The organism is Gilliamella sp. B2969 (assembly GCF_026536195.1).
GTDB lineage: Bacteria > Pseudomonadota > Gammaproteobacteria > Enterobacterales > Orbaceae > Gilliamella.
Map to the genome: position 1 here is coordinate 251,387 of NZ_JAFNOP010000001.1, position 13,876 is coordinate 265,262.

At 36.0% G+C, this 13,876-nt stretch carries 14 protein-coding genes; 10 read left to right on the forward strand and 4 right to left on the reverse strand.

The features are described 5' to 3' along the window. Window positions 1–8 precede the first annotated feature (8 nt). Window positions 9–578 (reverse strand): anthranilate synthase component II, encoded by a 570-nt coding sequence (locus tag J3U66_RS01140; protein ID WP_267347612.1) that lies wholly within the window; start codon window positions 576–578, stop codon window positions 9–11. Between the two features lie 288 nt (window positions 579–866). On the opposite strand from J3U66_RS01140, the gene manD reads away from it, so the two are divergent. The 10 genes from manD (at window position 867) to J3U66_RS01190 (ending at window position 10,981) form a co-directional block, all read left to right on the forward strand. Then, complete coding sequence (gene manD, locus J3U66_RS01145; protein WP_267347614.1) at window positions 867–2,081, forward strand: D-mannonate dehydratase ManD; 1,215 nt, start codon at window positions 867–869, stop codon at window positions 2,079–2,081. A 15-nt stretch (window positions 2,082–2,096) separates the two neighbouring features. Continuing rightward, the gene (locus J3U66_RS01150; protein ID WP_267347616.1) at window positions 2,097–3,113 is read left to right on the forward strand and encodes a Zn-dependent oxidoreductase; all 1,017 of its coding nucleotides are present in this window, start codon (window positions 2,097–2,099) and stop codon (window positions 3,111–3,113) included. Window positions 3,114–3,180: 67 nt separating this feature from the next. Next, complete coding sequence (locus J3U66_RS01155; RefSeq protein ID WP_267347658.1) at window positions 3,181–4,524, forward strand: MFS transporter; 1,344 nt, start codon at window positions 3,181–3,183, stop codon at window positions 4,522–4,524. A gap of 12 nt (window positions 4,525–4,536) precedes the next feature. After that, window positions 4,537–6,018, forward strand: coding sequence for a mannitol dehydrogenase family protein (locus J3U66_RS01160; protein ID WP_267347618.1), 1,482 nt, complete (start codon window positions 4,537–4,539; stop codon window positions 6,016–6,018). Window positions 6,019–6,156: 138 nt separating this feature from the next. Further along, window positions 6,157–6,840 (forward strand): GntR family transcriptional regulator, encoded by a 684-nt coding sequence (locus J3U66_RS01165; RefSeq protein WP_267347619.1) that lies wholly within the window; start codon window positions 6,157–6,159, stop codon window positions 6,838–6,840. A 502-nt stretch (window positions 6,841–7,342) separates the two neighbouring features. Next, window positions 7,343–7,621: an acylphosphatase gene (yccX, locus tag J3U66_RS01170; protein WP_267347621.1), complete on the forward strand. Its 279-nt coding sequence runs from the start codon at window positions 7,343–7,345 to the stop codon at window positions 7,619–7,621. Window positions 7,622–7,720: 99 nt separating this feature from the next. Beyond that, a complete protein-coding gene (lptC, locus tag J3U66_RS01175; RefSeq protein ID WP_267347623.1) occupies window positions 7,721–8,284 on the forward strand; it encodes an LPS export ABC transporter periplasmic protein LptC in 564 nt (187 codons plus the stop codon). A gap of 3 nt (window positions 8,285–8,287) precedes the next feature. After that, entirely contained in the window at window positions 8,288–8,839 is a 552-nt protein-coding gene (lptA, locus tag J3U66_RS01180) for a lipopolysaccharide transport periplasmic protein LptA (protein ID WP_267347624.1), read from the forward strand. 1 nt (window position 8,840) lies between these two features. Beyond that, complete coding sequence (lptB, locus tag J3U66_RS01185) at window positions 8,841–9,566, forward strand: LPS export ABC transporter ATP-binding protein (RefSeq protein ID WP_267333507.1); 726 nt, start codon at window positions 8,841–8,843, stop codon at window positions 9,564–9,566. After that, a complete protein-coding gene (locus J3U66_RS01190; protein WP_416379704.1) occupies window positions 9,566–10,981 on the forward strand; it encodes an RNA polymerase factor sigma-54 in 1,416 nt (471 codons plus the stop codon). The genes lptB and J3U66_RS01190 overlap by 1 nt, the downstream gene beginning before the upstream one ends. A gap of 35 nt (window positions 10,982–11,016) precedes the next feature. On the opposite strand, the gene J3U66_RS01195 is transcribed toward J3U66_RS01190, so the two are convergent. From J3U66_RS01195 to leuC, 3 genes are read right to left on the reverse strand one after another with little or no spacing between them, the layout of a single operon-like run. Then, complete coding sequence (locus tag J3U66_RS01195; RefSeq protein WP_267333505.1) at window positions 11,017–11,781, reverse strand: class I SAM-dependent methyltransferase; 765 nt, start codon at window positions 11,779–11,781, stop codon at window positions 11,017–11,019. Between the two features lie 42 nt (window positions 11,782–11,823). Continuing rightward, a complete protein-coding gene (gene leuD, locus J3U66_RS01200) occupies window positions 11,824–12,426 on the reverse strand; it encodes a 3-isopropylmalate dehydratase small subunit (protein ID WP_267333504.1) in 603 nt (200 codons plus the stop codon). 11 nt (window positions 12,427–12,437) lie between these two features. After that, entirely contained in the window at window positions 12,438–13,847 is a 1,410-nt protein-coding gene (gene leuC, locus J3U66_RS01205) for a 3-isopropylmalate dehydratase large subunit (protein ID WP_267333503.1), read from the reverse strand. Window positions 13,848–13,876 lie beyond the last annotated feature (29 nt).

The following is a 13,876-nucleotide window of genomic DNA, read 5'->3' on the forward strand; positions in this document are numbered from 1 at the left end:
GTTATTATTTACCTATGTACAAAATTATAAATGATTTGTAAACCAAACTCAGTTTTAATTGCTTCAGGATGGAATTGCACGGATTCGATAGGTAATATTTTATGACGTAATCCCATAATTATTCCTTGTTTATTGCGCGCAGTAATCATAAGAGGGGATTTATCAAAAGGTAAATTATCATAGGCAATTAAGGAGTGGTAACGAACAACTGATAAGGGGTTTTTAATGTCTTTAAATAATCCTTGACCATCATGAACTATTTTATCAATTTTGCCATGCATTGGTTGTGGCGCTTTTCCAATTTGATACCCATAGTATTGGGCAATAGCTTGGTGACCAAGACAAATTCCAAGTATTGGACAGGTATTAGAAAATTCGGCAATAACCTCAAGTGATATGCCTGCCTGATTCGGTGTCCCGGGTCCTGGTGAAATAACGATTTTAGTAAAATCGAGTTGTTTTAATTCAGTAATCGACATTTCATCGTTTTTAATTACTTTTACATTAGCACCCACTCGGCACAAGTAGTCGTAAATATTAAAAGTGAAAGAATCATAGTTATCAATGAGTAAAATCAAAATAGTATCCACTTTTTATCAGTCATTAACGTTATTACAAATTTGCGTTAATCAAAAATCACATGCGAGCCTTCATTATACAAACAACTTTTTAAAAAAGAGACGTTCTTTTCAATTGATGTTTTATTTTCACTCTTATTTTTTGATATCAACCAGTTAGCTTTCCTTGAATTTTTACTAAATTGAGTCTCTTTTTGTGACAGTAATCACAAATACATACAACTCTACTTGTATGGTAGTATTTAATCGATTAATTTGTTGCTACACAAATTAATTATGAGGTATTCAATGAAAATCGTAAAAGCAGACGTTTTTGTTTGTAGTCCTGGCAGAAACTTTGTCACATTAAAAATTACAACAGATGAGGGTGTATATGGAGTAGGTGATGCGACGCTCAATGGACGTGAGCTTTCCGTCGCATCATATCTTAAAGATCATCTTTGCCCACAATTAATTGGACGAGATGCCAGTCAAATAGAAGATATCTTTCAATATTTTTATAAAGGTGCCTATTGGCGTCGAGGCCCTGTGACGATGTCAGCGATATCAGCAATTGATATGGCATTATGGGATATCAAAGGTAAAGTTGCCAATATGCCCCTTTATCAATTATTAGGTGGCGCTTCTCGTACCGGTGTAATGGTGTATTGCCATACTACAGGTAAAGATATTGAAGAAGCATTAGATGATTATGCTAAACATAAAGAAATGGGCTTTAAGGCCATTCGAGTGCAGTGTGGCATACCGGGAATGAAAACCACCTACGGTCAAAGTAAAGGTAAAAACTTAGCTTATGAACCGGCAACACGAGGTAACTATCCAGAAGAACAGTTTTGGGCAACCGACAAATATCTTGATTTCACACCAAAATTATTCGAGGCAGTGAGGAATAAATTTGGTTTTAATGAACATTTATTGCATGACATGCACCATCGTCTAACACCAATTGAAGCGGCTCGATTTGGTAAAAGTATTGAAGATTATCGCCTATTTTGGATGGAAGACCCAACACCAGCCGAAAATCAAGAATGTTTCCGTTTAATTCGTCAACACACTGTAACCCCCATTGCTGTAGGTGAAGTATTTAACAGTATTTGGGACTGTAAACAGTTAATTGAAGAACAGCTTATTGACTACATCCGAACCACAATAACCCATGCAGGCGGCATAACTCATATGCGTCGAATAGCTGATTTTGCGTCGCTTTATCAAGTTAGAACTGGCTCACATGGTCCATCAGATTTATCACCAATCTGTCATGCCGCTGCACTTCATTTTGATATGTGGGTACCTAACTTTGGTGTTCAAGAATTTATGGGTTACTCAGAGCAGATGTTAGAAGTCTTCTCGCCAAACTGGACCTTTACTGATGGTTATATGCACCCAAGTGACAAACCAGGTTTAGGTATCGATTTTGATGAAAAATTAGCACAAAAATATCCATACAACCCAGCCTATTTGCCGATTGCTCGTTTAGAAGATGGCACATTGTGGAATTGGTAAGCTCAAGGAGTTTATATGAAAAGTATTGTAATAAAACAGCCTAATGAACTCGTGATTGAGGAACGAGAAGTTCCTCAACCAGCCAAAGGTGAGGTAAGAGTTAAAGTAAAACTAGCTGGGATATGTGGTTCAGATAGTCATATTTACCGAGGACATAACCCATTTGCGAAATATCCTAGAGTTATTGGGCATGAATTTTTTGGCGTCATTGATGAAGTGGGTGAAGGCGTGGATCGATCAAGAATTGGTGAACGAGTTTCTGTTGATCCTGTCATTAGTTGTGGCTGTTGTTATCCTTGTTCTGTTGGTCGTCCGAATGTTTGTTCATCTTTAACTGTTTTGGGTGTTCATCGTGATGGTGGATTTAGTCAATATACAACAGTGCCAAGTAAAAATGCCTACCGAATTCCTGATGACATTAGTAATGAATTTGCTGTGATGATTGAACCATTCACTATTGCAGCGAATGCTACAGGTCATTTAAAACCAACTGAAAACGATGTTGCCTTAATTTATGGTGCGGGTCCAATGGGGCTAACATCAGTACAAGCGCTAAAAGGTGTTTATAAAGTTAAACAAGTTATTGTTGTCGATCGAATTGATGAACGTTTGGCTATGGCACAAACAAGTGGTGCAGATATAGTAATAAACAATACAAATATATTACTAAAGAATGAACTAGAAAAACTTGATATTAAACCGACGATTATAATTGATGCTGCCTGTCATCCTTCGATCCTGCAAGAAGCAATTACTATTGCCTCTCCTGCTGCAAGGATCCTCATCATGGGCTTTTCAAGTGATCCTTGTCAAATTACACAACAAGGCATAACCAGTAAAGAGTTATCTATTTTTTCATCCCGATTAAATGCCAATAAGTTCCCAGTTGTTATTGATTGGTTAAAGAAAAAATTAATCGACCCGCAAAAGTTAATCACGCATCAATTTGATTATACGCAAGTAATTCAAGCGATTGAAACGTTTGAAAAAGATCAAAAACATTGCTGCAAAGTTTTATTGACCTTTGATTAGCACTCAAAAAAGCCTTGTGAATAACCTTTTTAAAGAAAATATTATAAGAGAGAACAGTATGAATAATATGGGAAATAAGAGTGAGAGGGATACTTCGGATTTAGTCAAAGCTGCAGTATCAGGCTGGTTAGGAACAGCGTTAGAATTTATGGATTTTCAATTGTATTCTTTAGGCGCTGCTTTAGTTTTTCATGAAGTTTTCTTTCCAGAACAATCAGCTATTATGGCGTTAATTTTAGCGATGGGAACTTATGGTGCGGGTTATGTTGCACGAATTATTGGTGCCTTTATTTTTGGTCGCATGGGTGATGCAATCGGCCGTAAAAAAGTTCTATTCATTACTATTACCATGATGGGAGTATGTACCACACTCATTGGTGTACTGCCAACTTATGCTCAAGTAGGTATTTTAGCGCCGTTGATGTTGGTTGTTTTGCGTATTATTCAAGGATTGGGTGCAGGTGCTGAAATTTCTGGTGCAGGTACAATGCTCGCTGAATATGCACCAAAAGGGAAAAGAGGGATAATTTCTTCATTAGTTGCAATGGGGACTAACTGCGGGACATTAAGTGCAACAGCAATATGGGCATTTATGTTCTTTTTATTAGACAAAGATCAATTAGTTGCATGGGGATGGCGTATTCCATTTATTGCAAGCGTTGTTGTTATGATTTTTGCAATTTGGCTAAGAATGAATTTAAAAGAAAGCCCTGTATTTGATGAGGTTAATGATACTACTGCACTAAAAAATGATAGTGATGTAACAAAACATATCTCATTACTTGCAATGTTTAAAAGTAAATCATTTTGGTTAGCTACAGGATTACGTTTTGGTCAAGCAGGAAATTCTGGTCTAATCCAAACTTTTTTAGCAGGATATTTAGTGCAAGCGTTGTTATTTAATAAAAGTATTCCAACTGATGCAATCATGTTTAGTTCAATTGTTGGTTTCTTGACAATTCCTTTCTTAGGTTGGTTATCAGATAGGATAGGTCGGAAAATTCCTTATATTGTACTAACATTGTCTGCAATTATACTTGCTTACCCAATGTTATCGATTATTGTTGATAAAAATCATTCAGTAAATACGATTACAGTATGTTTAATTCTTATTCATAATATTGCAGTTTTAGGTTTATTTGCCTTAGAAAACATCACTATGGCCGAAATGTTCGGTGCTCGCAATCGATTCACTCAAATGGCAATATCTAAAGAAGCAGGCGGTTTAGTTGCTGTTGGATTTGGTCCAATTCTGGCTGGAATTTTTTGTAAAATGGTTAATGATTGGTGGCCAATTGTCGCTATGATTATTGTGTACTCATGTATTGGCCTCATCTCGGCTATGCTTATGCCGGAGGTAAAAGATCGTGATTTAGCTGACCTACACGATGCGGCAGATAGTAAAAATTAGATGGAATAAAAAATGAAATTATCAAATAAAACTTTATCACAACTACCTAAAGAGGTAGTTGTCCCAACTTATGATAGAAGCAAAATTAAAACCAAAATTGTTCATCTTGGTTTTGGGGCATTTCATCGTGCTCATCAGGCAGTATTTGCTGATATTTTAGCTAATGAACACAATAGCGATTGGGGTTATTGTGAAGTTAATTTAATCGGTGGTGAAAAACAGATTGAAGATTTAAAACAGCAAGACTTTTTATTTAGTGTTTGTGAAATGTCTTATGATAACTGGAATACTCGTGTTGTAGGTATTGCAAAAGAAGCATTACATGCAGATATTGATGGAATACACAAAGTCTTAGATGTGATGACTCGTCCAGAAATTGCGATTGTGTCGATCACAGTAACTGAAAAAGGTTATTGCTATTTACCCTCAACAGCATCAATTGATACCAATAATCCATTGATTAATCATGATATTGCTAATCCACATACACCTAAATCGCTTCCTGGTGTTATTGTAGAAGCTTTACGTTTACGTAAAGATCAAGGATTAAAACCTTTCACCGTTATGTCTTGTGACAATATGCCAGAAAATGGACATGTTACTCGTAATGTTGTGTTAGCCTTGGCTAAGCAGCGAGATGAAAATTTAGCGCAATGGATTGCGGATAATGTGGCTTTCCCATCAACGATGGTTGATCGAATTGTACCTGCGGCAACGCCAGAAACAATGGCTAAAATAAAAAAACAACTTGGTGGTATTGATGATTCGGCAGGTATCGCTGGTGAACCATTTAGGCAATGGGTGATTGAAGATAATTTCGTGTCTGGTCGTCCTGAGTGGCAAAAAGCAGGGGCAGAATTAGTGGATGATGTATTGCCTTATGAAGAGATGAAATTACGTATGTTAAATGGTAGTCATTCCTTTTTGGCTTACTTAGGTTATTTAGCTGGATATTTGCATATAGATGCGTGCATGCAAGATCCTAATTATGTAAAAGCAGCTAGACATTTAATGTTGAATGAACAAGCAACTACATTACGGGTTAAAGGTGTTGATTTAAAAGCTTATGCTGATTCATTACTTGAACGTTATCGCAACACCGGTTTAAAACATCGTACATGGCAAATTGCAATGGATGGAACGTTAAAACTCCCACAACGTATGCTTGATTCTGTTCGTTATCATTTGGCTAATGGTACTCCATTTGATTGTTTAGCCTTGGGTATTGCTGCTTGGATGCGTTATGTGAGTGGCGTGGATGATAATGGTAACGTTATTGACGTTTGCGATCCAGCAGTCGAACAATTAAAAGCGTTGGTTTTAAACAGTTCTGATAATCAAGAACGAGTTAATGCGTTGTTATCTTTAACACATGTTTTTGGAGAGGATCTACCAACAAATCCATTGTTTATTGAGCAGATAACTAACGCTTATCTTTCTTTACGCGATATAGGCGCAAAACAAACAGTTAAACAAATCACTCAAAATTTTTAATTCCACTAACAATAATTAATATCAAAGTGCAATGATCATTAGATGATTGCATTTTTATTATTAAATAAAAAACTTTTCTTATATTCAAAAATCCCCTACTATTCTTTTTTATTCTAGTCTGTTATTTAAAAATCATATATGTTCAAATCTGAAGCGTTAACTGTCTCAGAACCAGTTAATCAACAAATTTATCGCCAATTAAGAAAGGCAATCATCACTTGCCAAGTATTACCTGGTGTTTTATTGTCTGAAAAAGACATTGCGGGTCAGTTTAATGTTTCACGCCAACCGGTTCGTGAAGCTTTTATTAAACTAGCAGAAGCTGGATTAGTCCAAATTCTTCCACAACGTGGCACTTTTGTAACGAAAATATCAGTTAAAAAAGTCATTGATGGTCAATTTATTCGCGATGCTGTTGAGTGTGCAATTATTAAACGTGCAGCACAAGAAATTAGTGATTCAGATCTTTTATTACTCGAAAAAAATCTAAAAGAACAAATTGATGCTAACAAACATAAAAATATTGGTTATTTTCTTGAAAAAGATGATGAATTTCATCAGATTATAATGAATGTTATTGATTGTCCTATGGCATGGGAAACCGTCGAAAATATCAAAGCAATGATGGACAGGGTAAGATACCTTACTTTAGAAGATATATCCCCACCAGAAGACCTAGTTAAACAGCATGAAAAAATTGTTATTGCATTAAAAAAGCATGATCCGGAAATGGCTACACTTGCGCTTCATGAGCATTTAGCAACGATATTAAAAACAATAAAAATTGTATCACAACAACATACTATTTGGTTTGTTGATTAACTTATATTAGTCAAATTTATTTTGTCTAATATAATTTTTAAAAATTTTAGAGCATTTGATAATTATACCAATAAATAGTAGTAGCTTAATGCATAACCTATCAGTTTTACGGCAAATATTGTGTGTTAAGTGTTAACCCTTTCCTTAACCGTAATGACTCATGATTATTGTCTGATTAGATAATATTATGGATAACAAAAAATTCTGGTTTAGTTATCCCTGATAAAGTTGTTTTAGATGCCACTGAATGTGGCTATCACTGATAGATAAATTGGTATGCATTTTGTTATCAAAACTTTTAAAGTTAGATTAAATAATGAATCAATTTATCATTTAATTTTATTGGTGATTTGAACATAATGATGTATTTAATCAATTACCGATTTCTATTTTATCATTGTTGATTTATTATCAGGAATAAAATAATGGTTTACCTATTTTAATGGCCATTACCTTGCGATTAATTATTGTCAACTTTAAAATAAAAATACTCGGTTTTAATATGATAAAACGAATTAAAATATGTGTTAGCGGCCTTGTTCAGGGTGTAGGATTTCGGTTTTTTACTTATCAACAAGCACAAAAGCTTGGTCTGTTAGGATATGTTAAAAATTTGGATAATGGTAATGTCGAAATTGTCATACAAGGCGATAATTTACAACTTACTCAGTTTACACAATGGCTTGAGCAGGGAGGACCAGCTTCCGCTCATATTACGGATATAAAAAGTTGCGAATTATTACCTGAAAATGGATTAACTTCTTTCAATGTCAGATATTAATTTAATAAAAAATAAAGTAAAATGGAAAAAATATTAAACTTCAAGATAATGATTTTTCCTTATTATTGATCAATCTTATTTGCGTGATTAATGTATGTTATGAATAAAAAAAATATAATCTGTATCTTGCTTATTATTGTGGTAGTTGGCGTCTATTATAATTATCAAAAAGACAATGACGCAACCACGCAATCCTCTGTTAATTTAACTGATACGCCAATTTATCAGAGCGATGACATGACAACAGATGTGTATGATTTATCAGGCGAAATTGTATACAAGATTGAATCTAGCAAAGTACGACATTTTGATGATTCAAATAATACGGAATTTGATCTTCCAAATTTAACGCTTTATGATCAAGACCACACTGTCACATGGCATATTCGAGCCAAAACTGCGACATTGACTAATGATAAACACATTTATCTTTATAATGAAGTTCAATTGGATAATTTGACCCCCAATGCTCAATTACAGCGTGTTAATACCGATAATGCTGTCATTGATTTAAATACACAACTTGTAACGTCTAAAGATCCAGTTACTATCAAAGGTGTTGGTTTTTACTCAACAGGTCTAGGATTAGCTGGCGATTTGCAAGCAAAGACTGCAAACATACTTGAGAATGTTAAAACATATTATAATACCGAGGCAAAATAGAACATGAAATTGCAACAACAGCTACTTTTTCCATTATTTTTTATGCTATCAACATCGTTTGCTTGTTTTGCACAAGAACCAGCCGAACCAACATCACTAACCAAAACGGATCAAAAGATGTTTGTTGATAATAAACCGATCACTATTGATGCCGATAACCAACAAATTGATATTGATAAAAATATTATTACTTTTATAGGTCATGTGCAAATTGTTCAAGAGGGATTAACTATTTGGGCAGATAAAGTTGTGATAACTGATATGCAAGATTCGACAAAACAGAAAATTACCGCTTATGGTAATCCAGTAAAGTTTAAACAAATATTGCCAGAGAATAACAAAATTGTTACAGGTCATTCGGATCAAATTATTTACAATGTGAAACAAAGCAATGTCGTTTTACAAGGAAAGGCAGAGTTATTTCAAGAAGATAATCATATAGTTAGCCAAGTTATTACCTATGATGTTAAAAAACAGCTAATTATGGCTCAGCCTAAAAGTGGTCGCGTAAAAAGTACTATTATCCCAAGTCAAATTAAAGAGATAAAAAAATAATATGTCAATTTTAAAGGCGATTAATTTAGCCAAAATATATAAAAAACGAAAGGTTGTTGAAGATGTCAGTTTGACGGTCAACTCAGGTGAGATTGTTGGATTACTAGGGCCAAATGGCGCAGGTAAAACAACAACGTTTTATATGGTGGTAGGAATAGTCACATTAAATGCAGGTAAAATTTATCTTGATGATCATGATATCAGTATTTTACCTCTACATGAAAGAGCGCAAAAAGGGATTGGCTATTTACCTCAAGAGGCGTCTATTTTTAGAAAATTATCTGTAATTGATAATATTATGGCGATTTTAGAGACGCGTCGAGATATCGATAAAAATGAAAAATTAAATCGGGCTGAAGAATTGCTTGAAGAGTTTCATATCACCCATATCCGCGATAGTATTGGTCAGTCTTTATCGGGTGGTGAAAGGCGTAGGGTTGAAATTGCAAGGGCGCTGGCAGCCAATCCTAAATTTATTTTACTTGATGAACCTTTTGCTGGTGTCGACCCTATTTCTGTTATTGATATTAAAAATATTATTAAGCATCTACGTGATCGAGGGCTAGGTGTATTGATTACCGACCACAATGTTCGCGAAACCCTTGATGTATGTGAGCGTGCTTATATTGTTAATAAAGGTCATTTAATTGCTGAAGGAACACCAAATAGTATCTTAAGTAACGAATATGTTAAAAAAGTCTACTTAGGAAATGAATTCCGATTATGATTAAACCAAGTTTGCAACTGAAAGTTTCCCAACAACTATCGATGACACCACAATTACAATTGGCGATTCGACTTTTGCAGTTGTCAACTTTAGAACTACAACAAGAAATTCAAACTGCACTTGAAAATAATCCCTTGTTAGAAGTGGCTGATCAGTATGATGAAATCAGTGTTGAACAAAATACTTCAGATGAAAATATCGATACTCGACAAGCGTTAGATAGTCAAGAGATCCCTGAAGATATACCATTAGATGCCTCGTTAGATGATATTTACACAGCAGGTACACCATCGGGCACGCATTCTGACTATCGTAATGATGAGTTGCCTATTTATCAAGGCGAAACGCATGAAACATTGCATGATTACTTAAAATGGCAGCTTGAATTAACGCCTTTTAGCGATGTTGATCGCGCCATTGCGGTATCGATTATTGAAGCGATTGATGAAAGCGGCTATTTAACAGTTACGTTAGATGAAATATTAGAAGAGCAGGGTAATAGTGAAATTGAATTGACTGAAGTTGAAACGGTTTTAAAGCGAATCTGGCATTTTGATCCAATAGGCGTTGGTGCGAGATCGTTACAAGAGTGTTTATCAATTCAAACTCAACATGTAACAGTTCCTTCATTAGTTAAACAAATTATTGATAATTATCTTGATTTATTGGCAACTCATGATTACAGAACTTTAAAAAAAGTATTAAATGCCAGTGATGAACAATTAAAAGAAGCGATTAATTTTATTCAGCATTTACATCCTTATCCAGGTGATGCTGTCAACACGACCCCTCCAGATTATATTATCCCAGATGTGATAGTCAAAAAAGTAAATGGCAAATGGATAGTTGATTTGAATACTGATACAGTACCGGCTCTGCGTATTAACCAGCAGTATGCGGCGATGGAAAAGTTAGCCAGTGAAAGTGATAGCCAATACATAAAATCACATCTACAAGATGCCAATTGGTTTATCAGAAGTGTTGAAAATCGCAATGAAACGTTACTTAAAGTAAGCCAATTTATCGTTGAACATCAACAGCAGTTTTTTGAGCATGGCGCAGAGTATATGAAACCCATGATTCTATCGGATGTAGCGGCGGCAATTGATATGCATGAATCAACCATATCCCGCGTAACGACCCAAAAATATTTACAATGTCCAAGTGGCATATTTGAGTTAAAATTCTTTTTTTCTAGCCATGTAAATACCGATTCTGGGGGTGAAGCATCCTCTACCGCCATTCGAGCATTAATTAAAAAGTATATTTCAGGCGAAGATAGTAAAAAGCCACTAAGTGATAGCAAGTTAGTGTCAATTCTTGAAGAACAAGGAATTATTATTGCTCGTCGAACTGTGGCAAAATACCGTGAAGCTTTATCAATACCTTCATCAAATCAAAGAAAACAACTTTAAGGATAAAATTGTTTGGTCACTATCAACAATTAATACTAGATTAATTTTGTTGTTTCGATAATCATCATATCTGTCGTAAAAGATCCATCTGTTTGAAGTTCAAAATAGGTCTTTGTGTCGTTGGCTGCAGTTTCTTGATACAGCCTTATTGCATCAATTAAGCGTTCAGGTGTTCGCATGCGTTTAACCCATGTGTCAAAGGACAAGGTTAAGCGATGGCGTTTTATATTATCTATGCTAAAACCTGCTTCGGTTAAGAATGTTAACCACTCACCTGGAGTATAATCACGAACATGAGAAGTATCACGCATAGCTTCAATAGTTTGTAGCCAAATATCTAAAACAGGGTGGCCAGGTGACACAACATCCATTATGATTAATTTTCCGTTAGGTTTGATGATGCGGTGTAACTCTCGTAGACTTTTACCGACATCATGCCAGTGATGTGCGGAATAACGACTTACCACAATATCGAATTGGTTATCGGCAAAGGGTGGACACTCAGCATAACCTTGTTTGACTGAAATGTTGCTAAAACCACGGCTTTGCGCAGTTAAAGCAACCACCGATAACATCTCATCAGATAGATCGTATGCCGTAACCTGTTTAACATATTTTGCTGCAATGAAACTGACATGACCGGCTCCACATCCCATATCGAGTAACTGGGCATCAGAATAGGGGATAAGAAACTTATCCAAATATTCAAGATCAGGACCTTGAGCATGTACCTTACTTGTTAGATAAGCATTTGCTTGCTCACCAAATTGCTGTTTTACGTTATCGTGATGTGTTGCCATAGGGAATCTCGGTATTGGGCACTTTTGTGCCCAAAGTTAAAATTATGCTAAAAATGACGGTATGTTATGTTCAAATGCACTAATAGCATCTTCATGTTGCAGGGTTAAGCCAATGTTATCTAAACCATTTAATAAACAGTGGCGTTTGAATGCATCGATTTTAAATGAATATTGCTTATCTCCAGCGATAACAACTTCATTCTCAAGATCAATTGTAAATTCAATTCCTTCATTGGCTTCAACTATTTTAAATAGTTCGTCAACGTCTTCTTCCGATAAGTTCACTAACAATAACTGATTATTAAACGAATTATTGTAAAAAATATCAGCAAAACTTGAACCAATAATAGTTTTAAAACCATAATCCGCAAGTGCCCATGGTGCATGTTCTCGTGATGAACCACACCCAAAGTTCTCGCGCGCTAATAAAATACTTGCCCCTTTATAACGCGGTTTGTTCAGTACAAAATCGGGATTAGGTTTTTGACCTGCATCATCCAAAAATCGCCACTCATGAAAAGCATGTTTACCAAAACCGGTACGCGTGACTTTTTGTAAAAATTGTTTAGGAATGATAGCATCCGTATCTACGTTAGCTGCATCTAATGGCACAACTAGACCTGTATGTTTTGTAAATTTTGCCATGACAAGTCTCCTTAAAATGGTTTACGAATATCTGTAAAATGACCAGTAATGGCAGCCGCCGCCGCCATTGCAGGACTCACTAAATGGGTTCTAGCATCACGACCTTGACGCCCTTCAAAATTACGGTTACTGGTTGACGCGCAGCGATCGCCTGGTGCTAATTTGTCATCATTCATCGCTAAGCACATTGAACAACCCGGTAAGCGCCATTCAAATCCCGCATCGATAAAAATCTTATCTAATCCTTCAGCTTCTGCTTGTTCTTTGACTGGTCCAGAACCAGGCACGACTAAGGCTTGTACACCTTGTGCCACCTTTCGTCCTTTAGCAATAGCAGCCGCAGCGCGTAAATCTTCAATGCGTGAATTCGTACAAGATCCGATAAATACTTTATTGATCTTAATATCAGACATCTTAGTTCCAGCAGTTAATCCCATATAGGCTAATGCACGTTCAGCAGACTGTTTTTCGATCGGATCGGAAAAATCGTGTGGATTGGGTACTTGCTTATCAATAGCGGTTACTTGCCCTGGATTTGTTCCCCATGTGACTTGTGGTGCAATATCTTTTGCTTCAAGGGTGACTACACGGTCAAAATGCGCTCCTTCATCGGTTTTCAAGGTTTTCCAGTAAGCCACGGCTTTGTCAAAATCTTCTCCTTTAGGTGAAAATTGGCGACCTTTTAAGTATTCAAAAGTGACATCATCAGGTGCGACCAATCCTGCTTTAGCACCCATTTCAATAGCCATATTACATAATGTCATCCGGCCTTCCATTGATAAGGATTTAATCGCCTCACCACAAAACTCAACCACGTGTCCTGTACCACCAGCACTGGTCGTTTTACCAATAATCGCTAAAATAATATCTTTAGCGGTAATGCCGTCGGCAACCTGACCTTTGACTTCAATTTTCATGGTTTTCGCTCGACCTTGTTTTAGGGTTTGGGTCGCTAATACATGTTCAACTTCTGATGTTCCAATACCAAAAGCCAGCGCTCCAAATGCGCCATGGGTAGCTGTATGGGAGTCACCGCATACAATGGTCATTCCTGGTAAAGTCATCCCTTGCTCAGGCCCGACAACATGGACAATCCCACGTAACGGACTTTGTAAACCATATAACGAAATGCCAAACTCTTGAGCATTTTTTGCTAATTCTGTTAATTGGATGCGAGCCATTTCACTACACGCACTTAAATCATTACTTTTGGTTGAAGTATTGTGATCCATAGTTGCAAATGTTTTGTGTGGCTGGCGCACTTTTCGGTTCATCGCACGTAAACCATCAAAGGCTTGGGGTGAGGTAACTTCATGAACTAAATGGCGATCGATATACAAAATAGGGGTTTCATTTTGTGCTTCGTAAACAACATGTGCATCATATAATTTTTGATACAATGTTTTGGGTTTTGTAGACATTGCTTATATTCCTTTAATATTCTTTAAAA